General features: G+C 65.1%; 20 protein-coding genes. 13 read left to right on the plus strand and 7 right to left on the minus strand.

What is annotated here, in order from left to right:
* Positions 1–105 precede the first annotated feature (105 nt).
* From urtA to S58_RS02880, 7 genes are all read left to right on the plus strand, one after another.
* Entirely contained in the window at positions 106–1368 is a 1263-nt protein-coding gene (gene urtA, locus S58_RS02850) for an urea ABC transporter substrate-binding protein (RefSeq protein ID WP_015663730.1), read from the plus strand.
* Between the two features lie 228 nt (positions 1369–1596).
* The gene (gene urtB / locus S58_RS02855) at positions 1597–2523 is read left to right on the plus strand and encodes an urea ABC transporter permease subunit UrtB (protein ID WP_015663731.1); all 927 of its coding nucleotides are present in this window, start codon (positions 1597–1599) and stop codon (positions 2521–2523) included.
* Positions 2524–2557: 34 nt separating this feature from the next.
* Entirely contained in the window at positions 2558–3694 is a 1137-nt protein-coding gene (gene urtC / locus S58_RS02860) for an urea ABC transporter permease subunit UrtC (RefSeq protein WP_015663732.1), read from the plus strand.
* 10 nt (positions 3695–3704) lie between these two features.
* Positions 3705–4460, plus strand: coding sequence for an urea ABC transporter ATP-binding protein UrtD (gene urtD, locus S58_RS02865; RefSeq protein WP_015663733.1), 756 nt, complete (start codon positions 3705–3707; stop codon positions 4458–4460).
* Between the two features lie 15 nt (positions 4461–4475).
* A complete protein-coding gene (gene urtE, locus S58_RS02870) occupies positions 4476–5165 on the plus strand; it encodes an urea ABC transporter ATP-binding subunit UrtE (protein WP_015663734.1) in 690 nt (229 codons plus the stop codon).
* A 36-nt stretch (positions 5166–5201) separates the two neighbouring features.
* A complete protein-coding gene (gene fmdA / locus S58_RS02875; protein WP_015663735.1) occupies positions 5202–6431 on the plus strand; it encodes a formamidase in 1230 nt (409 codons plus the stop codon).
* Positions 6432–6527: 96 nt separating this feature from the next.
* Positions 6528–6869: an FmdB family zinc ribbon protein gene (locus tag S58_RS02880; RefSeq protein WP_015663736.1), complete on the plus strand. Its 342-nt coding sequence runs from the start codon at positions 6528–6530 to the stop codon at positions 6867–6869.
* 29 nt (positions 6870–6898) lie between these two features.
* Here the strand turns inward: S58_RS02880 and S58_RS02885 are convergent, their stop codons facing one another.
* The 4 genes from S58_RS02885 to S58_RS02900 all read right to left on the minus strand — a co-directional run bounded on the left by S58_RS02885 (position 6899) and on the right by S58_RS02900 (position 11553).
* Entirely contained in the window at positions 6899–7723 is an 825-nt protein-coding gene (locus S58_RS02885; RefSeq protein ID WP_015663737.1) for an MlaD family protein, read from the minus strand.
* Positions 7724–7780: 57 nt separating this feature from the next.
* On the minus strand, positions 7781–8497 hold the full coding sequence (locus S58_RS02890; protein ID WP_015663738.1) for a DUF1614 domain-containing protein: 717 nt from the start codon (positions 8495–8497) through the stop codon (positions 7781–7783).
* A 120-nt stretch (positions 8498–8617) separates the two neighbouring features.
* Positions 8618–9184 carry a class GN sortase gene (locus S58_RS02895; protein WP_015663739.1) on the minus strand — a complete coding sequence of 189 codons (567 nt, stop codon included), beginning with the start codon at positions 9182–9184 and terminating at the stop codon, positions 8618–8620.
* A gap of 101 nt (positions 9185–9285) precedes the next feature.
* Entirely contained in the window at positions 9286–11553 is a 2268-nt protein-coding gene (locus tag S58_RS02900; RefSeq protein ID WP_015663740.1) for a marine proteobacterial sortase target protein, read from the minus strand.
* 199 nt (positions 11554–11752) lie between these two features.
* Between S58_RS02900 and S58_RS02905 the strand changes: the two genes are divergently transcribed.
* Positions 11753–12523, plus strand: coding sequence for a helix-turn-helix domain-containing protein (locus tag S58_RS02905; RefSeq protein ID WP_015663741.1), 771 nt, complete (start codon positions 11753–11755; stop codon positions 12521–12523).
* Positions 12524–13127: 604 nt separating this feature from the next.
* Here the strand turns inward: S58_RS02905 and S58_RS36080 are convergent.
* Entirely contained in the window at positions 13128–13391 is a 264-nt protein-coding gene (locus tag S58_RS36080) for a hypothetical protein (protein ID WP_083938460.1), read from the minus strand.
* A gap of 404 nt (positions 13392–13795) precedes the next feature.
* Positions 13796–15028: an ABC transporter substrate-binding protein gene (locus S58_RS02910; protein ID WP_015663742.1), complete on the minus strand. Its 1233-nt coding sequence runs from the start codon at positions 15026–15028 to the stop codon at positions 13796–13798.
* A 284-nt stretch (positions 15029–15312) separates the two neighbouring features.
* On the opposite strand from S58_RS02910, the gene S58_RS02915 reads away from it, so the two are divergent.
* From S58_RS02915 to S58_RS02930, 4 genes are all read left to right on the plus strand, one after another.
* Positions 15313–16452, plus strand: a complete 1140-nt coding sequence (locus tag S58_RS02915; RefSeq protein WP_015663743.1) for an acyl-CoA dehydrogenase family protein — start codon at positions 15313–15315, stop codon at positions 16450–16452.
* Positions 16453–16666: 214 nt separating this feature from the next.
* Positions 16667–17836: an acyl-CoA dehydrogenase family protein gene (locus tag S58_RS02920; protein ID WP_015663744.1), complete on the plus strand. Its 1170-nt coding sequence runs from the start codon at positions 16667–16669 to the stop codon at positions 17834–17836.
* Positions 17836–18492 (plus strand): glutathione S-transferase family protein, encoded by a 657-nt coding sequence (locus S58_RS02925; RefSeq protein WP_015663745.1) that lies wholly within the window; start codon positions 17836–17838, stop codon positions 18490–18492. Before S58_RS02920 ends, S58_RS02925 begins: the two co-directional genes overlap by 1 nt.
* A gap of 228 nt (positions 18493–18720) precedes the next feature.
* Complete coding sequence (locus S58_RS02930) at positions 18721–19512, plus strand: helix-turn-helix domain-containing protein (RefSeq protein WP_015663746.1); 792 nt, start codon at positions 18721–18723, stop codon at positions 19510–19512.
* Here the strand turns inward: S58_RS02930 and S58_RS02935 are convergent.
* The gene (locus S58_RS02935; RefSeq protein WP_015663747.1) at positions 19482–22064 is read right to left on the minus strand and encodes a cation-translocating P-type ATPase; all 2583 of its coding nucleotides are present in this window, start codon (positions 22062–22064) and stop codon (positions 19482–19484) included. The genes S58_RS02930 and S58_RS02935 overlap by 31 nt on opposite strands.
* A gap of 191 nt (positions 22065–22255) precedes the next feature.
* Between S58_RS02935 and S58_RS02940 the strand changes: the two genes are divergently transcribed.
* The gene (locus tag S58_RS02940; protein ID WP_015663748.1) at positions 22256–23122 is read left to right on the plus strand and encodes a BKACE family enzyme; all 867 of its coding nucleotides are present in this window, start codon (positions 22256–22258) and stop codon (positions 23120–23122) included.
* Positions 23123–23126: the final 4 nt, after the last annotated feature.

Below are 23126 nucleotides of genomic sequence, written 5' to 3' on the forward strand. Positions count from 1 at the left end.
TTTTGCGGTGCAGTATACGCAATCTTGCGTATCCGTGCGCTGCACAAAGCGCGCCATCCTTCGTCCGAGCCAAAGCGTGTCCTCGAACCAATGAATGGGGTGCTCATGTCAGACGAAACCAAAAAAGGCCTGAAGTCGCCGCTTCGGCGGCAATTGCTGATGGGAATGGCCGCCATTCCGGCGCTCGCGATGATGCCGAGGCCGTCCTTTGGCGCCGGTCCTGCAACCTCTGCTGTCAATACGACCGGACTTGCAGTCACCGATAGCGAAGTGACGGTCGGCATTCTGCATTCGGTCACCGGCACGATGGCGATCTCGGAGACCGGCTCGGTGCAGGCCGAGAAGCTCGCGATCGAGCAGATCAACGCCTCCGGCGGCGTGCTCGGCCGCAAGATCAAATACATCCAGGAAGACGGCGCCTCCGACTGGCCGACCTTCGCCGAAAAGGCCAAGAAGCTCCTGGTCAACGACAAATGCGCCGCCGTGATGGGCTGCTGGACCTCGGCCTCGCGCAAGGCCGTGCTGCCGGTGTTCGAACAGTACAACGGCATGCTCTATTATCCGACCTTCTACGAAGGCCTCGAGCAGTCCAAGAACGTCATCTATACCGGCCAGGAAGCCACGCAGCAGATCATCGCCGGCCTCGACTGGGTCAACAAGACCAAGGGCGCGAAGACCTTCTACCTGCTCGGCTCCGACTACATCTGGCCGCGCACCTCGAACAAGATCGCGCGCAAGCACATCGAGGGCCATCTCCAGGGCGCCAAGGTCGTCGGCGAAGAGTACTTCCCGCTCGGCCACACCCAGTTCAACTCGGTGATCAACAAGATCAAGCTCACCAAGCCCGACGTGATCTACGCCATCATCGTCGGCGGCTCCAACGTCGCCTTCTACAAGCAGCTCAAGGCGGCCGGCATCGACATGTCGAAGCAGACGCTGCTGACCATCTCCGTCACCGAGGACGAGATCGACGGCATCGGCGGTGAGAACATCGCGGGCGCGTACGCCTGCATGAAGTACTTCCAGTCGCTCGACAACGCCAACAACAAGGCCTTCGTCGCCGACTTCAAGAAGATGTGGGGCGAGAAGACCGTGATCGGTGACGTCACGCAGGCTGCCTATCTCGGCCCGTGGCTGTGGAAGTTGACGGTCGAGAAGGCCGGCAGCTTCGACATCGACAAGATCGCGGCGGCCTCGCCCGGCATCGAGTTCAAGGGCGCGCCGGAGGGCTATGTGCGGATCCACGAGAACCACCACCTCTGGTCCAAGACCCGCGTCGGCCGCGCCAAGGCTGACGGTCAGTACGAGCTGATCTACGAGACCGCCGATCTGGTCGAGCCCGATCCGTTCCCGAAGGGCTATCAGTAAGCCTGGCGTCTCAATCCTCGTCGCAGTGAGCAGGCGATGCCGCTGCCGCACATGAGGTGCGCTCCCTCCCCCCTTGTGGGGGAGGGGGGTAACCCCACCCACAGCGCGGCTTGGAGGCCCCCTCCCTAGCCCTCCCCCACAAGGGGGGAGGGAACGACCTCAGCTGCGGCACTCCCTCCGCAAACCATTGCGCGTTCAGAACGAGCATCACGCACGAGAGGACGGATCATGTTCGGTGACTATTCCATCGGCGACCTCGGGGCCATCTTCGCGATGCAGGGCTTCGCGGGCCTCATCCTGTTTTCGGTCTACGTGCTGATGGCGCTGGGGCTTGCCATCATCTTCGGCCAGATGGGCGTCATCAACATGGCGCATGGCGAGTTCATGATCCTCGGCGCCTACGTCACCTGGATGACCTCGAACGCCTTCCAGCATTTTCTCCCCGCTCTGTTCCCCGGCTACTTCTTTGTCGCCATGGCGCTTGCCTTCATCGCCTCCGGCTCGCTCGGGATGCTGGTCGAATGGGCCATGATACGCCGGCTGTACAAGCGGCCTCTCGACACGCTGCTCGCCACCTGGGGACTCAGCCTGATCCTGCAGCAGGCCTATCGCTCGGTGTTCGGCGCGCGCGAGGTCGGCGTCGAGCTGCCGGACTGGATGATGGGCTCCTGGCAGGTGACCGACGCCATCCAGATCCCGATCAACGGCATGTTCGTGATGTGCCTGACCATCCTGATCACGATCGTGGTTGCCTATGTCCTCTTCCTGTCGCGCTGGGGCAAGCAGGTCCGCGCCGTCGTGCAGAACCGCGTGATGGCCGGTGCCGTTGGCATTAATACCGAGAAGGTCGACCGCTACACGTTCGGTCTCGGCTGCGGTATCGCCGGCGTCGCCGGCTCCGCTTTCACCATGATCGGCTCGACTGGTCCGACCGCCGGCCAGCTCTACATCGTCGACACCTTCCTGGTCGTTGTGTTTGGCGGCGCGGCCAGCCTGCTCGGCACCATCGCTTCGGCCTTCACCATCTCCCAGGCGCAGTCGACCATGGAGTTCTTCCTGTCCGGCTCGATGGCCAAGGTGCTCACGCTGCTTGCGATCGTCGCGATCCTGATGCTGCGCCCCCAGGGACTGTTTGCCCTCAAGGTCCGCAAGTGAGCCAGCTCCGATAGTCAAACAAGAAAGCATGGCCATGATCAACTCGCGCTTCTTCAACCGATCGGAGCTCATCGGCTTCGTCTCCTTGCTGCTCTTGCTGGTCGTCATCCTGCCGCTGGCGCTCGACATCTTCCGCCTCAACCTGGTCGCGAAGTATCTGACGTACTCCTTTGTCGCCATCGGCTTGGTGCTGTGCTGGGGTTATGGCGGCATTCTCAGCCTCGGGCAGGGCGTGTTCTTCGGCCTCGGCGGCTACTGCATGGCGATGTTCCTGAAGCTGGAAGCCTCCAGCGTTGCGAATACCAAGATCCAGTCGACGCCGGGCATTCCCGACTTCATGGATTGGAATCAGCTGACCCAGCTGCCCTTCTTCTGGAAGCCGTTCCAGAGCTTCCCGTTTGCGCTCGCCGCGATCATCCTGGTGCCCGCGGTCTTCGCCTTCATCATCGGCGCCGCGATGTTCAAGCGCCGCGTCGGCGGCGTCTATTTCGCCATCATCACCCAGGCGATCGCGGCGATCATGACCATCCTGATCGTCGGTCAGCAGGGCTACACCGGCGGCATCAACGGCATCACCGACCTGCGCACTTTGCACGGCTGGGACATCCGCACCGATCACGCCAAGTACATCCTCTATTTCGTCGAGGTGCTCTTCCTGTTCGCTGCGATCCTGGTGGCGCAGTTCATTCGCCTGACCAAGCTCGGCCGCATCCTGGTGGCGATGCGTGAGCAGGAGGACCGGGTGCGTTTCTCGGGCTACAGCGTCGCCAACTTCAAGATCTTCGCCTTCTGCGCAGCCGCGGTCTTCGCAGCTGTCGGCGGCGCGCTGTTCACGCTCGAGGTTGGCTTCATGTCGCCGTCCTTCGTCGGCATCGTGCCGTCGATCGAAATGGTGATCTACACCGCGGTCGGCGGCCGGCTCTCCATTTTCGGCGCGGTCTACGGCACGATCCTCGTCAACTTCGCCAAGACCAGCCTGTCGGAGACGTTCCCACAGCTCTGGCTGTTCGGCCTGGGGGCGCTGTTCATCGCCGTCGTGCTCGCCTTCCCGAACGGCCTTGCCGGCATCTGGGGCGACTATGTGCAGCCGCGCATCGATCGGCTGCTGGCCTCGCGTACCAAGAAACCGAGCAATGGCGGCCTGGTCGCCGACGGCGCCCCCGCAGAGTGAGGACACAGCGATGCTCATCGGTCATCAGCCCAAGGAATTCCTGCTCGCGGTCGAAGCGCTCACCGTCTCCTTCGACGGCTTCAAGGCAGTCAACGATCTCTCCTTCTACGTCGAGGAGAACGAGATCCGCGTCATCATCGGCCCCAACGGCGCCGGCAAGACCACCGTGCTCGACCTGATCTGCGGCAAGACCAAAGCGACCTCCGGCTCGATCCAGTTCCGCGGCAAGGAGCTGACCAGGCTGCGCGAGAACGAGATCGTCAAGGCGGGTGTGGGGCGCAAATTCCAGACGCCGTCGGTGTTCGAGGATCTCAGCGTTTTCGAGAATCTCGAGATCTCGTTCCCGCGCGGCCGCACCGTGTTCGGCTCGCTGACCTTCAAGCGCGACGCTGTCGTCAAGGACCGCGTCGAGGAGGTCGCCGAAATGATCTTCCTCAAGGATCGCCTCAAGACCTCGGCGGCCGAGCTCAGCCACGGCCAGAAGCAGTGGCTCGAGATCGGCATGCTGCTGATCCAGAACCCGGACCTCCTGATGCTCGACGAGCCCGTCGCCGGCATGAGCGTCAGCGAGCGCGCCAAGACCGCCGAGCTGCTCAACCGCATCATCAAGGACCGCTCGGTGCTGGTGATCGAGCACGACATGAAGTTCGTCGAGGACATCGCCCACAAGGTCACCGTGCTGCACCAGGGACAGATCCTCTCCGAAGGCACGATGGAGCGGGTCAAGAACGACCCCAAGGTCGTTGAAGTCTATCTGGGGCATTGAGCAGGAGCAGAATCGATGTTGGCAATCTCCGATCTCCATGTCGCCTATGGCCAGAGCGAGGTGCTGCATGGCCTCAACGTCAAGGTCGCGCCCAACGAGATCGTTGCGATCATGGGGCGCAACGGCATGGGCAAGACCACGCTGATGAAGTCGCTGATGGGCATCCTGCCGTCAAAGAGCGGCTCCATCGATATGAACGGCACCGAGTTGTCGGGCCTGAAGAGCTACGAGCGTGTCGCCAAGGGCCTCGCCTATGTCCCGCAGGGCCGCATGATCTTCTCGACCATGACGGTCAAGGAGAACATCGAGACCGGCCTCGTCGTCTCCGGCGAGTCCGAGGTGCCCGGCGACATCTATGAGCTGTTCCCGGTGCTGCTGGAGATGAAGGGCCGCCGCGGCGGCAACCTCTCTGGCGGCCAGCAGCAGCAGCTCGCGATCGCGCGCGCGCTTGCGACCAAGCCGAAGGTGCTGCTGCTCGACGAGCCGACCGAGGGCATTCAGCCCTCGATCATCAAGGACATGGCGCGCACGCTGAAGCGCATCCGCGACGAGAAGGGGCTGTCGATCGTCGTCTCCGAGCAGGTGCTGAGCTTTGCGCTCGACATCGCCGACCGCGTGCTGGTGATCGAGAACGGCGAGATCGTCCGCGACGATCCGCGCGATCAGGTCGATGCGGCGCAGGTGTCCAAATATCTGTCGGTCTAACCACTCCGCCCAAGCAAGGAAAAAGGGGAGCTTCTGATGCCTGACACACTGATCAAGGTCGATCTCACGAAATCGGCCTACGAGAACGACAAGGTGCACAACCGCTGGCACCCGGACATTCCGATGGTGGAGTGGGTCAATCCCGGCGATGATTTCATCATCGAGACCTATGATTGGACCGGCGGCTTCATCAAGAACAACGACTCCGCCGACGATGTGCGCGACATCGATCTGTCGATCGTGCACTTCCTGTCCGGCCCGATCGGCGTCAAGGGCGCGGAGCCCGGCGACCTGCTGGTGGTCGACCTGCTCGACGTCGGTCCGCTCAAGGAGAGCCTGTGGGGCTTCAACGGCTTCTTCTCCAAGCAGAATGGCGGCGGCTTCCTGACCGACCATTTCCCGCTGGCGCAGAAGTCGATCTGGGACATCAAGGGCCTCTACACCTCGTCGCGTCACGTTCCCGGCGTCAACTTCGCAGGCCTGATCCATCCCGGCCTGATCGGCTGTCTGCCGGATCCGAAGCTGCTCGCGACCTGGAACGAGCGCGAGACGGCGCTGATCGCGACCAACCCGACCCGCGTGCCGGGTCTCGCCAATCCGCCGTTCGCGCCGACCGCGCATGCCGGCCAGGCCAAGGGCGACGTCAAGGCCAAGATCGGCGCCGAGGGCGCCCGCACCGTGCCGCCGCGCGAGCATGGCGGCAATTGCGACATCAAGGACCTGTCGCGCGGCTCGAAGATCTACTTCCCGGTCTACGTGCCCGGCGGCGGCCTCTCGATGGGCGATCTGCACTTCAGCCAGGGCGACGGCGAGATCACCTTCTGCGGCGCCATCGAGATGGCCGGCTGGCTGCACATCAAGGTCGACATCATCAAGGACGGCGTGGCCAAATACGGCATCAAGAACCCGATCTTCAAGCCGTCGCCGATCACGCCGAACTATCGCGACTACCTGATCTTCGAGGGCATCTCGGTCGACGAGGCCGGCAAGCAGCATTATCTCGACGTCCACATCGCCTATCGCCAGGCCTGCCTCAACGCCATCGAGTATCTGAAGAAGTTCGGCTACTCCGGCGCCCAGGCCTATTCGATCCTCGGCACCGCGCCGGTGCAGGGCCACATCTCCGGCGTGGTCGACGTGCCCAATGCCTGCGCCACCTTGTGGCTGCCGACCGAGATCTTCGACTTCGACGTGATGCCGTCGTCGGCAGGCCCGATCAAGCACATCACGGGCGACATCCAGATGCCGATCTCGCCGGACAAATAACCCCTCTCCCTGCGCGACGGGATGCGGGACGGTGGCGTATCGGCCGCCCCGCATCCGCCGCGCGGACGGGAGACCATTGTTGCGCAGGAGACGACCATGCCGGTCTATGAATATCTCTGTGATGCTTGCGGTCCGTTCACTGACTTCAGGCCGATGGCCGAATGTGATGATCCGCAGGTCTGTCCGCAATGCGCTGAGATGGCGCCGCGGGTGATCCTCACCGCGCCCGCCTTCGCCTGCATGCCGGCGGAGCGGCGCACGGCGCACGCCACCAACGAGCGCAGCCGCCACGCGCCGCAGACGGTGGCCGAGTACAAGGCCAAGCATGCTGCGGGCTGCGGCTGCTGCTCGCCGAAGAAATCGCCGCGGCTGATGACCAAGAGTAAGAGCGGCGCCAAGGGCTTTCCGACGGCGCGACCGTGGATGATCAGCCACTGAACGAACGCGAGGGGGCGGTGAGCCCGCCCTCAGCGCGATGCCGGCACGCGGCGTGGTCCGGGTCCTGCCGGCGGGCCGCCGAACTTCGCGGTCATCGCATTGGCGCCGTCGCTGATGTCGACCAGCGTCTTGCGGCTGTCGTCGATCACCTTGGCGGATTTGCGCCTGAAGCTGTCGACGAGCTCGCGCATCGACTTGATCTGATCGAACAGCTGTCCGGGATTGCCGTCCGCGAATCCGGGAATGGCGCCGTCGATCTTGGTCACGAGGCTGTCGAAGCCCTTGAAGATGTCCTCGGCCTTCTCGATCGCCGCGTCGACCGCCGCCGTCTTGTCCTTCAGCGAGGCCGTCTCGGCCTCGAAGCTCTGCAGCGCGTCTTTGATCGCCGGCGCATTGCTGACGACGTATTTGTCGATGTTGTGGACCGTCTCGACCATCGTCTCCTGGTCCTTCAGGTCCGCTGTCAGCACCGGAACGCCATCGCGATCGAGCGGCACCGGCGGCGCTGTCGGTGCGCCGCCGACCAGCGAGATCGCGGCAATGCCGGTGAGGCCCTGGAACTCGATGCCGGCCGTGGTGTCCTTGCGGATCGGGGCGGAATTGTCGAGCGTGATCATGGCGACGATCTTGCGCGGACTTTCGAGATTGATCGACAGGATCTGCCCGGCCTGCACGCCGTCGAAATTGACCGGACCGCCCTTGCGCAGGCCCGCCGCCGAGCCGCCGTCGAACACCACGCGCATCGTGCTGCGCTGCTGGGCGATACGGCTTTTCTGCTTGATCAGCAGGGTACTGATCCCGGCCGCAACGGCCGCGATCGTCAGGGTTCCCACAATGAGATTGATCGCGCGCATTCGGTGTCCGCCGCTGCCTCCGCTCGAATTTAGCCGTTATGCGCCGCGGTTGAAAGGTCAGCGCGCCAGCCCTGGCCGGGACGGTGCGGCGAGGCCCGCCAGCAGCACCGCGAGAATGCCGGTCAGGAAGATACCGTCGAAGGTTCCTGCACCGCCGATCGAGGCCACGGGTGCGCCGAGGCTGCCGATCTTGTCGAGGTTCATCAGGTCGGCGCCGACCAGCGTCCCCATCGAGCCGCCGATATAGGCCAGCGGCGCGGCGTATTCGCGTGACAGCAGGAAAGCGAGAATTGCAGTGACGACGATCGGCGCGAACACCGGCACGGCGATGCCGACACCCTGCACTGGTGTCGCCATCGCGTGGATGATCACGGCAATCACCAGCACGGCGATCGCCGCGCGCAGCCACAGCTGATAGCGCAGCACGAGATAGGTCGACATGATCGTCGGGATGATCGCGCCGCCGACATTCACCGCCAGCACGGTGCCGGGCCATTGATGCACCAGCGGCACGACATATTGCATGCCGAAAAAGTCGATGATCTCGCCGGAGCGCGCGACCTGTCCGGGCAGCACCGTGATCGGAATGTTGAAATAGCTGCCGATCAGCGAGCCGAACAGCAGCAGCATCGCGGTGCCCGAGCTGACGCCGAGCTTCATGTAGGCGTAGCGCAGGATGCCGAGCTGAATCAGGACGATCAGGACGCCGAACGCCAGCACCAGGATGGCGAAGAAAACCGGCGTGATCGGCAGATATTGAACCTGGGAATGCATGTCGAAAGCGCTTCAGTGATGGACCGTGCCGCCCGCGTGGGATCATCTCACGCGGGCAACAGGGTGACAAATGGTCATTCGACGCCTGGTTCCCAAGGGCGGCCATGGTCTGCGCCTCGTTCATGGGGCGGGGATCAGCGTGGCATGCAGCACGTAGCGCTCCGGGCCCTCGGTCAGCGCATCGAACGGCCAGCAGGTCGACAGCACCAGCTCGGCGCGGTCGGTCGCGGGATCGATGCCAGAGGCATCGAAGCGGACGACCCGTGCGGCATCGGCCCGGTAGCGGAAGGCCTTGCCGTCGCGCCTGACGATGTCGATCGCATCGCCGATCCTGACGTCGCGCAGGAAGCGGAAATGCGTGTCGCGATGCGCCGAGTAGACGGCGATGCCCGGCTCGCCAGGCTCGGCGCTGCCTTCGACATGGCCTGCGCCAAAGGCGAGCGCCTGGCCGCTGGAGCCGGCCAGCGCGATGGTGGAGATGCCGAGGCGCTCCACCTCGATGCGCGCCACCGGAACGGTGTCGGCCCAGGACCATGGCTTGACCGGATGTCCCGTAGCGATGGTCTGAGAGAAGGCACGATCGAGCAGCAGCTGCGCGACCATCGCCTTGGCGTGGATCAGAGCGCCGTGTCCGAGCAGGGTGAGGCCGACCAAGGCGATCGAAAGGGGGATGGGGACGCGGGGCATTGTCTCTCCTCTCGTCATTGCGAGCGAAGCGAAGCAATCCAGAGCCGTCGTGTGGTCCCTGGATTGCTTTGTCGCTTCGCTCCTCGCAATGACTGCGTTGGTTAGTTGGCAGCCCGTCGCCTGATCGCGACGAGCCAGATCAGTTCGAGCATCAGCACGCCAAGTCCGAGCAGCATGCTGAGCTCCGCATCGGTCGCCGTCTTCGGCAAGGTGATGGTCGCGGGCGCCGCCGGCACCACCGGGCGCTTCAGCGCGGCAAGTTGCACCTCGTCGTCCGCGCCGGCGCGCCGCTCCTTCTGCACCGCCGGCAGACGGCCACGCTCGCCGAACACCTTCTCGAAGTCCCAGCCGGCGGGCAGGTTGATCGGCAGCTCGGCGAGCTTGAGCGGCTCGCCGTCGGGACGTCGCGGCGTCTTGTCGACGGCGACGAGGCTGGTCAGGCGCGTCACCAGTCGATGCTCCAGGGCCAGCTTGAGAATGGCGCCGTCGGATTCCTCCGGCGTCATCTGCCGCATTGTCTTCGCCACCTCTGCATCGCCGATCTTGCGCCGCGCCCACAGTTTTGAAAGGCCCTTGCCTTCGGCGGCGCCGGCCAGCGGCAGCGTGATGGTCCACGGCTGATCGCCGATCCGGCCCTTGAGCTGCAGCGATCCCGCGAGACGATCGAGCTTCGCCGCCAGCACCAGCGGCTCGTTGCGATAGACGTCCGGCAGCACGGCGGGCGTGAGATCCACTGAGGCTTCCGAGAAGCTCGCGCTGAGCCCGGTGACGACCGGATTTTCCAGCTTGGCGAACAGGTCGCGCATGCGCTCCTCGACCTGCTCGACCGAGCCGATATGGGTGAAGGCGCCGCGTCCGAGCTCTGAGGCGCGCGTCATCAGATAGGTGTTCGGCGCCGAGCCGATGCCGACCATGAAGATGCGCGAGCGGCCGCGCATCGCCGTGATGGTCTCGAACAGCTGCTGCTCGTTGCCGATGGCGCCGTCGGTCAGGAACACCACCTGGCGCACGCGGTCCGAGTCGCTGCCGTCATCGGTCAGCGCCGCGCGCATCGCCGGCACCATCTCGGTGCCGCCACGTGCCTCGAGCGAACTGACGAAGCTGGTCGCGCTGCCGACATGCTCGACATCGGCCGGCACCGAGGATGGAAACAGCACGGTCATGGTGTCGTCAAAGCGGATCACGTTGAAGCGGTCATTGGGCTGCAGTCGTCCCAGCGCATAGAGCAGGCTGGCCTTGGCTTGCCGGATCGAGGTGCCGCCCATCGAGCCGGAATTGTCGATCACGAAGATGACGTCGCGCGGCTGCGGCCGCTGCGCTGTCGGCGCCACCGCGGGCGGTGTGACGAAGGCGAGCAGATAGTCGGCATCGCCGACCTGCTCGTGGAACAGCCCGACCGACGGCATCGCCGCAGCCGCAGGCTTCCAGGTCAGCTCGAAATCGCGATCGGCCGGCACTACGCCTTCGGCGAGGGTCACGACGCGCGTCTTTGCGTCGGGGCTGTCGATCGTGACCTGGTGATGATGGCTCTTGACCTCGCCGAGCGCAAAGCCGGCCTGCAGCCGCACCGTGATCCTGGTCGGATTGATCGGATCAGTCTTGGCCGGATCGAGCACCTCAGGCGAGATGCGATCGCGGTCCGGTACGGGATCATTGCTCGCCGCGCCCCAGCCATTGCTGTCAGGGCGCAGATCGACGCTCTGCACGAGCGGCGCCGGATTGTAGCGCGGTGCGACCACCAGCGGCACCCGCAGCGAGAATTCGCCGGCCGCCTGGGCCACCGGCTGCTGATACTCGATCTGCACCACCACGGTCTCGCCGGGGCCGATATTGGCGAGCGAGTTGGTGAAGATGTTCGGCCGCTCCTGCTCGGTCAGCGCGGCCGTCCTGCCCTCGCGCTTGGCCTGCTCGTAGATCACCTTGGCCTGCTGGCGCGGCTTGATGTCGCCGACCACGACGCGGTCGCCGACGATCATCTTCAGCGTATCGACCGCGCTGTCCGGCGGCAGCGGATAGACATAGACCGCCTCCATCCATTGCGAGGTCGTGTTCCTGAACAGCTGCGTCACGCGCGCCCGCGCCGTCGGGCCGGAGACGACGATGTCGACATCGATGCCGAGCCGCGGCGCCTCGCTAAAGCCCGCGTCGGTCTTGAACAGCAGCGCGCCGGACCGGGCCTCGCTCGGCTTGGTCAGTGGTGCCAGCGGGCCTTCCGCCGACCAGCCCGGCGTGAGGCTGAGAAACAGCGCCGTGAAGCCGACCAGCAGCACGGCGGCGGCCTGCAGCAGCAGGAACAGCAGCATGGTCACGATCCAGGACCGGACCGGATGGGCGCTGCTGCGAATATCATAGTCGATCGTGTCGCTCATCAGGGACTCCGCAACGAAGAATTTCGGCCTGCCGAGACTGGGCGCGGTGAGCCGATGTCGCGAGCGGAATGCTCGGTCTTGTTCGGCCGCGGTCCGCCCTGGTGCGTCCGCTGGCCACCCGGCGCGGACGCTGCTGTGCGGGTTTGTGCTGATTTGTCCGTCTGCTAAAAGGACGCGGCGCCACAGGGCAGGGGACAGGATGTCGATACCTGACAACGAGCTTTCCGACGAGCAGAGCCGGCAGGTCGCGGAGACGATCCGCGAGGAGATCGCCCGGCGGCGAATGTCGCGACAGACGCTGGCGGAGCAGGCCAAGCTCAGCCTGTCGACCCTCGAAAAGGCGCTCGGCGGCCGCCGTCCGTTCACGCTCGCCACCATCGTCCGGCTGGAGCAGGCGCTCGGCATGTCCCTGCGCAAGCCGGCGGGCACCCCGGCCGCGCCGCAGGCGCCGAGCGGCGGCATCGCGCCCGACAGTCTCGGCTCCTATTCGCGGCGCGCGGTGGAGTGGATCGAGGGCACCTATGTCACCTTGCGCCCTTCGTTCGGGGACAGGGAGGCGATCTACGCCTATCGCACCGACATCGTCTGGGACGATGCCGCCTCGTCCTTGGTGTTTCGCGAGGGCGCGCGGCTCGATGCCGCGTTCACGCAGTTCGGCGAGGTCGCGGTGCCCAACCAGTCCGGCTTCGTCTACCTCGTCACCAACCGCCACGGCCAGCACCGGCTGATCACGGTGTCGCGTCCCACCATCACCGGCGAGATGTACGGCATCATCACGACGCTCCTCGCCGGCCGCGGCTCGCTGCTGACCCCGATCGCCGCACCGATCGCGCTGCTGCCGTTGCGCAATGTGGATGAGCCAAGCTTCGGGAGGCTTGGTGCGGATGATCGGCACTATGCGTCGTATCGCGAGCATCTGCGCAAGACGGTGGAGGAGCCGTTCGCCCTGTTCGCGCAAGGCGTGCCGTGACTTGTTGGACACACAACTAACCACCGTCATTGCGAGGAGCGAAGCGACGAAGCAATCCAGAGTCGCACGCTGAGCCCTGGATTGCTTCGCTTCGCTCGCAATGACGGAGTCTATGGGAGGCGGCATCGCCTCGACACCACCGCTGTCATCCCGGCGAACGCCGGGATCCATGACCACAGGGAGCAGTGCGGGGCAGGCTGATCATGAGCAGCTCGCGCCTCATGTCCGCCGCAGCGTATGGGTCCCGGATCGGCGCCGTGCCGCGCTGGCGCGCGTCGCGGCTTGTCCGGGACGACAACGGAGTCACGAATGAGCTGCGTAGGGTGGGCAAAGGCGCGCCCGTACTGCTCGCGTTGCAAGCTCCGCTCTATCGCGCGCCGTGCCCACCATTCGCTCCGAGTGCACCGAAAGACGGTGGGCACGGGACCGCCCTGCGGAGCGGCTGCTTTGCCCAAACTACGCGACGAGGCGGAGGTGAGATCGGATTCACATCTCAAACAGCATGGACGCGAAAGCGCGTTCTCGCGGCGAAACTCGCCCGAGGTCTGCGATCATCGCGTCCCTCTGAAGGTGCAGAGGGCGCAGGGAATGCCGGGTGAAGGCCTCACCCATGGCCCGCCTGCGAAAAAAATGCAGGCGGCAGGTACCACAGGTGGTGCCGATCATCCGGCATTCCCTGCGCGACGGTCTTCACGCTTATACGCAGTCTCCCTGGTGCGCCGGGCTTGTTGGCCACCATCCCCACGCGAAGCGAAGCTTCATCGTGAGTTGATACCAGCGTCGGGGTATCAGGACGCTGCGACTTCACGTCCACGGTCAAACCGTTCGTCGGCGCGCCCGAAGACACGCTGCGGCAGACCGCGGCCATCGCATCCCCACCTCGCGTGTCGTGACGATCGCGCGCTACGCCCCTCTGCGGTGAGGCGGGATGGGCGGAGATGATCATGGATTCGGAAAAATAGCAAGATAATTATTTTTATCGAAAGTCGAGCCGCGACGTCGGTCGACTCCCCTCCCCCTTGCGGCGAGGGGTCGGGGGTGGGGGTCCGCGAGTCGTGTCCGGAGTGATGGGGGTAACATCGAGAGCGTGCTAGCCTGGTCGAGATGGTCTGGCGCGCTCCACCTCGTTCGGAGTGCGGAGACCCCCACCCCCAACCCCTCCCCGCAAGGGGGAGGGGAGCCGGCTGTCGTCGTCGCGAGAGATGGAGCTTCAATGATCGGCGTGGTCACGCCGCATGCGAAGCCTGACGCGCAGCGCTATCGCCTTTCCGTCTACCCCCCGACATCAGCGCTGATGATGTCGCCGAACAGGTCCCACTTGCCGCCCTTGAACTGCATCATCTTGAGCTGCTCGATCGGGGCGAAATCATTGGGACCGGTGTTGACCTTGATGCCGGGGATCAGCGTATCAGGCGCATAGTCCTTCAGGCTGGCGGCCTGCTTCATGACGTTGTCGCGGGTCAGATTGTCGCCGCACTGGGTCAGGGTCTGCACCAAGGTCTGCGCCGCCGCATAGCCGTACGCCAGGTTGGCGTCGGAGATGTTGGCGCCCGGCATGTACTTCTCGATGAAGGCCATGAACTTCTTCATGCCCTCGTCGTCCTTCCACTGCGGATCCGACGGATCCTTGAGATAGCCGGCGGACAGCACGCCTTCGGAGGCTTCGAGTCCGGCGGGCTTCATCACGGCGCCGATCGAGATCGAGACGTCGGTCATGACGTGCATCGGCTTCCATTCCAGCTCGGCGATCTTCTTGATCGCCTGCGCGGCGAATTTCGGCGTCGAGATGTTGACGAACACGTCGGCGCCGGTGCCCTTGAGCTTCACGATGTGGGAGTCGATCGACGGCTCGGTGGTCTCGTAGCTCTCCTCGGCGACGATCATGGTCTTGGCCTTGTCGCCGAGCACCTCCTTGATGCCGAGGACGTAGTCCTTGCCGAAATCGTCGTTGGCATAGAAGATCGCGATCTTCGCGTTCGGCTTCTCTTTCAGGATGTACTTGGCGAAGATCCGCGCCTCGACGCGGTAGCTGGGCTGGAAGCCCATGGTCCACGGGAATTCCTTCGGATCGTTCCACTTGCTGGCGCCGGTGGCGAGGAACAGCTGCGGCACCCTCTTGGCGTTGTGATATTTCTGCACAGCGGTCTGGGTCGGCGTGCCCAGCGCGTTGAACACCAGGAACACTTCGTCGCTCTCGATCAGCTTGCGCACCTGCTCGACCGTCTTCGGCGGGCTGTAGCCGTCGTCATAGGAAATGAAGTTGATCCTGCGGCCGTTGATGCCGCCCTGGTCGTTGATCATCTTGAAATAGGCTTCCTCGGTCTTGCCGATGATGCCGTAGGCCGATGCCGGGCCGCTATAGGCCTCGACGTTGCCGATCCTGATCTCGGTATCGGTGGCGCCGGTGTCGTATTTCTTCTGTGCAAGCGCGCCGTGGCTCGCGAGGACGGAGAGGGCGGCGGCGGCCGCAAATGACAGCAGAGTCCTGGTCGTGATCGGCGACATTCCCTGGGCTTCCTCTGGGTTGATTTTTGTGATTGCCGTTTCTTGTCGTTGGTCTGCTTCTTGGCCTTGTGGCAGCGGCGACCTTGCACGGTCGCTCATCGGAACCGAGTGGGCAGATGTGTGCAATGCACTGTCTTGCGTCCAGGCGCTGGCCCCGGGAAGCCGCGGGGACCATCAGCCGAGCCGGCAGTTGATTTTGCTGGCCAGCCACTCGACGCAAGTTGATACCGTCGCATCCGGCGCATCTTCTCGCGCGCACGAAGCAGGATGATGCCGGCACCGCCATGACGAAAAGCCCGTTCTACACGGCCGAGCACGAGGCCTTCCGCGACGTCGTCAGGCGCTTCGTCGACAAGGAGATCGCGCCATTCGCGAGCGCGTGGGACGAAGCCGGCGAGTTTCCGCGCGCGCTCTACGTCAAGGCGGCGGAGATCGGCCTGCTGGGCTTGGGCTTCGCGGAAGAATTCGGCGGCGTGGCCGCCGACCAGTTCATGAAGATCGTGTCATCGCAGGAATTGGCGCGGGCGGGTGCCGGCGGCGTCAGCGCCAGCCTGATGAGCCATTCGATCGGAGCACCGCCGATCGCGCGCGCCGCGAAGCCGGAGGTGAGAGCGCGGGTGCTGCCGGAGATTCTGTCGGGACGGAAGATTTCGGCGCTCGCGATCACCGAGCCGAGCGGCGGCTCGGATGTCGCCAATCTCCGCACCAAGGCGATCCGCGACGGTGATCACTACGTCGTCAGCGGCGAGAAGACGTTCATCACCTCAGGCATGCGCGCCGACTACATCACCGTCGCCGTGCGCACCGGCGGACCCGGTCCGGCCGGTGTCAGCCTGCTGCTCGTGCCCGGGGATACGCCGGGACTGACCCGCACCAAGCTCGACAAGATGGGCTGGTGGGCGTCGGATACCGCGACCTTGCACTTCGACGGTTGCCGCGTTCCCGCGGAGAACCTGATCGGCGAAGAAGGGCAGGGCTTCAAGCTGATCATGCACAATTTCAACAGCGAGCGCATGGGCATGGCGGCGAGCTGCACGGCGTTCGCCCGCGTCTGCCTCGACGATGCGATTGCCTACGCGAAGGAGCGGCAGACCTTCGGCAAGCCGCTGGCGCAGCATCAGGTGATCAGGCACAAGCTGGTCGACATGGCGCAGCGCGTGGCGGCGTCGCAGGCGATGCTGGAAATGCTGGCGTGGCGGCTCGAACAGGGCGACAATCCCGTCGCCGAGATCTGCATGATGAAGAATCAGGCGACGCAGACCATGGCCCATTGCGCCTCCGAGGCCGTGCAGATCTTCGGCGGCGCCGGCTTCATGCGCGGCGTTCGCGTTGAGCGGATCTATCGCGAGGTCAAGGTCAACGCGATCGGCGGCGGCACCGAGGAGATCATGAAGGATCTGGCCAGCCGGCAGATGGGATTGTGACAGTCTTGCACCAGTCGCCTACGGAGTTAGTTGCGCCGATTGTGGCTGTCCTTCGAGACGCCCGCCTTCGGCGGGCTCCTCAGGACGAGGATGTTTTTGTAGCGAGCAGCAGACCCTCATGGTGAGGAGCGCCCCTTGGCGCGTCTCGAACCATGAGGCCCCGGATGCATCCTGAGGTCTGCCGGCCTCACTCCGGAATGACGAGAGGAATGAAATGCTCTTCACCGCCGACCACGACGAACCGCGCCGCATCCTGCAGAAGTTCATTGCTGCCGAGATCAATCCCCATGTCGACGAATGGGAGGAGGCCGGCATCTTTCCGGCGCATGAGCTGTTCAAGAAGCTCGGCAGCCTCGGCTTTCTCGGTCTCAACAAGCCGGTCGAATATGGCGGTCAGGGGCTGGATTATTCCTACGCGCTGATGATGGCCGAAGAACTCGGCGCCATCAATTGCGGCGCGATCCCGATGGCGATCGGGGTGCAGACCGACATGGCGACGCCTGCGCTGGCGCGGTTCGGCTCCGACGATGTACGCAAGGAATTCCTGGCGCCGGCGATCTCCGGCGACTACGTCGCCTGCATCGGCGTCTCCGAGCCGGGTGCTGGCTCCGACGTCGCCTCGATCAAGACCCAGGCGCGTGCCGACGGCGACGACTACGTCATCAATGGCGGCAAGATGTGGATCACCAACGGCACGCAGGCGGATTTCATCTGCCTGCTCGCCAACACCAGCGATGGCCCGGTTCATCGCAACAAGTCGCTGATCTGCGTTCCCATGAAGAGCAAAGGCGTGCAGGTCGCGCGCAAGCTCGACAAGATGGGCATGCGCTCGTCCGACACCGCGCAGATCTTCTTCGACAATGTCCGGGTGCCCAAGCGCAACCGCGTCGGCGAGGAAGGGCAGGGCTTCACCTACCAGATGATGCAGTTCCAGGAGGAGCGGCTGTGGGCCGGTGCGGCCTGCCTGAAGGCGCATGAGAGCATCATCAATGCGACCATCGAGTACACCCGCAACCGCAAGGCGTTCGGCCGCTCGATCCTCGACAACCAGGTCGTCCACTTCAAGCTCGCGGAGATGCAGACCGAGGTCGAGCTGCTGCGCGCGCTGACCTATCAGGCCGCCGAGGCGATGATCGCGGGCGAGGACGTGACGCGGCTCGCGACCATGGTGAAGCTCAAGACCGGCCGGCTCGGGCGCGAGCTGACCGATGCCTGCCTGCAATATTGGGGCGGCATGGGCTTCATGAACGAGACGCCGGTCAGCCGCGCCTATCGCGATTCGCGCCTCAGCTCGATCGGCGGCGGCGCGGATGAAGTGATGCTGACCATCCTGTGCAAGATGATGGGCACGTTGCCGGGCACCGGCAAAGCGGGGAACGCCTGATGATCACGCTGTATCATTGCGACGGTGCCCGCTCGTTCCGCCCGCTGTGGATGCTGGAGGAGCTTGGGGCTGACTACGAGTTGAAGATGCTGCCGTTCCCGCCGCGGGTGCTGGCCAAGGAGTATCTCGCGATCAATCCGCTCGGCACCATCCCGTTCATGGTCGACGGCGCGACGAAGATGACGGAGTCCTCCGGCATCTGCCACTATCTCGGCGTGAAGCACGGCCCGACGCCGCTGATGGTCGGACCTGAGGAGGCCGACTACGGTGCGTTCCTGAACTGGATGTATTTCTCCGATGCGACGCTGACGTTTCCGCAGACGCTGGTATTGCGATACACTCAGCTCGAGCCGGAGGAGCGGCGCTCGGCGCAGGTGGCGACCGACTATGCCAAATGGTTCCTGGGCCGGCTGCGTGCGGTGGAGGCAGCCACTGCCAATGCCGCGTTCTTGAGCGGCGGCCGATTCACGGCGGCGGACATTGTGATCGGCTATGCGCTGCGACTCGCCGACACGCTCGGGCTCGTCAGGGATTTCGGGCCGAATGTAGCGGCCTATTGGGCGCGATTGCAGCAGCGCGAGGGCTATCAGCGGGCGCGCACCGCCGAGCAGCGCGCCGGCGAGGAGCAGGGCATCAAGCCGCGCGTCAGGCCCTAACTGTTTGCTCCGTCGTTCCGGGGCGATGCGCAGCATCGAACTATGGTGCGCAATTGCGGATGTGAGGTCTGGTCCTTCGGACCGTTCCGGAATGACAAGCTCATCCCAATAGTATGATGATTAACCGCGACAAAAATCGGCAGTGACAGCCGATGACAGCGGCGCGAATTGCGTTATGGTTCTCCTCCAAAGAAGCGGCCGACAGAGCCGCGCCTCAGGAGGACGACCATGGATGTGACCCGCCGGGATTCCGGCCATCTCATGCTGATCACGCCCGAGCGCGTCTTCTACGCCGGGCTGCTCGGCCGACCGCGCCAGCGCTGCTCGGGTGCGTTGCATGTCTATGTCGCGCTCACCGGTGGCCTGCGGCTGATGGCCGACGGGGCCGAGGAGCGCCGCGGCGAGCTGCTGGTGGTGCCGCCCAACAAGCAGCACACCATCGAGAGCGATTATCGCACCGTCATCGTCGTGACCATCGAGCCGGAGAGCGTGCCGCTCGGCACGCTGGAGCGCTTTGCGAGCAAGGTCACGCGCGAGGCGGAGGCCTTTGCCTGCCGCATCCGCGCCGCCTATGAGGAGCTGGTGCAGCGGCCGCTCAGCGGCGATGTCACAAGCGCGATCTTCGACCGGCTTTGCTTCGGCGAGGTGCTGCCGCAGCGAACGCTGGACCCGCGCGTCGTCAAGGCGATCGGCCTGATCAACCGCTTCTCCGGCGAGCCCGCGACCGCCGAGAGCTGCGCCGCAGCAGTCGGCCTGTCGACGTCGCGTTTCCTGCATCTGTTCAAGGAGGAGACCGACATCTCCTTCCGTTCGTTTCGCGCCTGGAAGCGCGCGCGGCATCTGCTCAACTACGCCAACCAGGATCTCAACCTCGCGCATCTCGCGCAGGACATCGGCTATCCCGACTCGACCCATTTCAGCCATTCGATCCGCCGCTTCTACGGCCTGAAGCCGCGCGCGATCTTCTCCGGCTCGCGCGATCTCGCGATCTATCGCGCCGGCGAGGCGGTCTTGACCTGATCCGGCTTCGCTACGTGCCGCGTAAGGGCGGCGCGCAGCGGAAACTTCGACAGTTCGAGCACGATCAGCGTCGTGATCGCGGCGGCCGCGGTCACGCCGAGATCGTCGGCGTGCAACGGCCCGAACTTGAACAGCGCCGCGGCGGCAGGCAGGATCAGGCTGGTCGCGAGCACGGCAATGACGAAGCCGATCACCAGCAGCAGCATCCGGTTCGGCCGCAGCAGCGCCTCGCGCAACGAGCTCGAGAACGAGCGGTTGACGAAGATGAGACTGACGATCACGAACACCAATGTGAAGAACACCAGCGCGCGCAGCTCGTCGGCGGGCATGCCGTTGCGGTGCGCCAGCAGCAGCACGCCTCCGGTGGCGAGCATGGCCAGAATGCCCTGCAGTGCGCCCCACAGCACCAGCGGCCGCGGCAGCAGTGGCTCCAAGGGATCACGCGGCGGCCGCTTCATGATGTCGCTTTCCTCGGTCTCGGCCTCGAACACCAGCGAACAGACGGGGTCGATGATCATCTCGAGAAAGGCGATGTGGATCGGGCCGAGCAGCAGCGGCAGGCCGGTGACGAGCGGCAGCAAAGCGAGACCTGCGATCGGGAAGTGCACCGCGAGGATGAAGCTCATCGCCTTGCGCAGATTGTCGTAGATCCGCCGGCCCAGCCGGACCGCCTTCACGATCGAGCCGAAATCATCGTCGAGCAGCACGATCGCTGCGGCCTCGCGCGCGACGTCGGTGCCGCGGCCGCCCATCGCGATGCCGATATGCGCAGCCTTCAGCGACGGCGCATCGTTGACGCCGTCGCCGGTCATCGCGACGATCTCGCCATCGGCCTTGAGCGCCGAGACGATGCGCAGCTTCTGCTCCGGCATGATGCGCGCGAACGCGGTCGGCGTGCGCGCCGCCAGCGCCAGGGCGTCGTCGTCGAGATCTGCAAGCTCGGTGCCCGCGATGACGCGTTCGGGATCGATCCCGGCCTGACGCGCGATCGCGGCGGCTGTGGCCGGATAGTCGCCGGTGATCATGATCACCCGGATGCCGGCGGAACGGCATTCTGCGACCGCATCCTTGACCTCCGGCCGCAGCGGATCCGCGAAGCCGACCAGGCCGCGGAAGTTGTACGCGAAGCCTCGCTGCGTGTCGGGGAGTTCCTCGCCGCTCCAACTCGCCTCGGCGACGCCGAGCACGCGCAGGCCTTCGGCCGCGAGCGTTTCGATCCGCGCTTGCAGCGCCGCCAGCTCGGCATCGCCGAGGCCGCAGAGCGATGCGATCGCTTCCGGCGCGCCCTTGGCCGCGACGACGCTGGCGCCATCGCCCGACCAGACGTTGCTCATTGCGAGCAGATCGGGACGCAGGCCATAGCGCCGCTGCAACGTGGCGCCTGTGGCGGCGTCTGCGCCGAGCGCCTGCAGCGCCTTCTCCATCGGGTCGTGCGACTGTGGGTCGCAGGCCAGTACGGCTGTCGTGACGAGGTCGCGAAATGCCGGCGTCACCGCATCCGGCGTTGCCGCGGCCGGCTTCAACACCGTGCCGTCCGGCAGCACCAGCCGCGCCACCATCATGCGGTTCTGCGTCAGGGTGCCGGTCTTGTCGGTGCACAGCACGGTGGCGGCGCCGAGCGATTCGATCGCCGCGGCGCGCCGCGTCAGCACACGGGCTTGCGAGATCCGCCAGGCGCCCATCGCGAGAAACACCGTCAGCACGACCGGGAATTCCTCGGGGAGCATCGACATGCCGAGCGCGATGCCGGCAAGGATGCCCTCCAGCCAGCCGCCGCGATACAGCGCATAGAGCACGACGGTGATCGCCACGACGATGGCGCCGCCGATCGCGAACGCCATCACCAGCCGCCGCGTCTGCTGCCGCAGCCGTGGCGTCTCCGTCTCCAGCGCGGTTACCGACTGGCCGATCTTGCCGATCGCGGTGCGCGGGCCTGTCGCCATCACCTCGGCGATGCCGCCGCCGCGCACGACCAGGCTGCCGGAGAACACGAACGGCTGGTCGTCGCCGCCGGCCACGGTGGCCGCGTCCATCACCTCGCCTGCGGCCGGCCGCTTGCGCACCGGCACGGATTCCCCGGTCAGGAGGGATTCATCGGTCAGCAGATCGTCGCAGTCGCGCAGCACCGCATCGGCGGCGATACGATCACCTTCCGCCAGCACGATCAGGTCGCCGCACACCACCTCGCGCCCGGCGATGCGCACCCGCTCGCCGTCGCGGATCACCAGCGCGCGCGGGCTGGAAAGATCGCGCAGCGACTCCAGCACGCGCTCGGTGCGCGCCTCCTGCACGATCGTGATGAAGACGGACGCGGAGGCGAACACGCCGAGCAGCATCGCCTCGGCCATATCGCCCAGCGCGAGATAGATGCCGGCGCCCGCCAGCAGCAGAAGCAGCATCGGTTCCTTCAGCACGTCGGCGACGAGGCGGAGGATCGAACGTGTGCCGGTCTGCGGCAGCTCGTTGAAGCCGTCCGCCTGCAGGCGCCGCGCCGCTTCCGTTGCGCTCAAGCCATTGGAAGAGATCGGCGCCGGTTGTGTGTCTGTCGGCATTGCACGCCCTGTGAGGAAGAGGATCAGGAACCGGTTAGCGTCGATCCCCGGCCGTAGGCTTGACGCAAAGCAATAACGGCTCGTGCTGCTCGTCACCAGCGAGTCAACGCAAGCAGATTCCGGCTGGCCGCCGTCATATACGGGTGGGATCAGCCCAGCGCTGCCAGCGCCAAGCCCATCGAACGAGTGCCATGAGCGACAAAGCCGTCATTACCTGCGCGCTGAACGGCGTGCTCACCGATCCCAGGCAGCATCACGTGCCGGTCACCCCGGAGGAGATGGCGCGCGAGGCGCGGCGCGCCTACGATGCCGGTGCGGCGATCATGCACATCCATCTGCGGCAGCAGGCGCCGGGCAAGGGGCATCTGCCGTCCTGGGAGGTCGAGGTCTCGCGCGAGATCCAGCAGGCGATCCGCGAGGCCTGTCCCGGCGTCATCATCAATCACACCTCGGGCGTGTCCGGGCCGAACTATCAAGGCGCACTCGACTGCATTCGGCAGACCCGGCCGGAGATCGCGGCCTGCAATGCAGGCTCGCTGAACTATCTGAAGGTCAAGGCCGACAACAACTGGGCCTGGCCGCCGATGATGTTCGACAATTCGGTCGAGAAGATCTCGGACTATCTCGCCGCGATGAAAGACGCCGGCACGATCCCGGAGTTCGAATGCTTCGACGTCGGCATCGTGCGCTGTGTCGGCATGTATCGCCAGACCGGGATGTATAGCGGTCCGCTGGAGTATAATTTCGTGATGGGCGTCGCCTCGGGCATGCCGGCGGACCCGGAACTGCTGCCGATCCTGCTCAAGCTGAAGCTCGCGGAAGCGCACTGGCAGGTCACGGCAATCGGCCGCGCCGAGATCTGGCCGCTGCACCAGCGCTGCGCCGAGCTCGGCGGCCATCTGCGGACGGGGCTCGAGGACACGTTCTATCTCGGCGACGGCGTCAAGGTGACCTCGAACGGCCAGTTGATCGAGGCGATCGCCGCCTGCGCGCGGCGTGCGGGGCGCGAGATCGCGAGCCCGGCTGAGGCGCGGCAGATGTTTGGCACAATCAACTGACGCA

Origin of the sequence: Bradyrhizobium oligotrophicum S58 (genome assembly GCF_000344805.1) — a bacterium.
Taxonomy (GTDB): domain Bacteria; phylum Pseudomonadota; class Alphaproteobacteria; order Rhizobiales; family Xanthobacteraceae; genus Bradyrhizobium; species Bradyrhizobium oligotrophicum.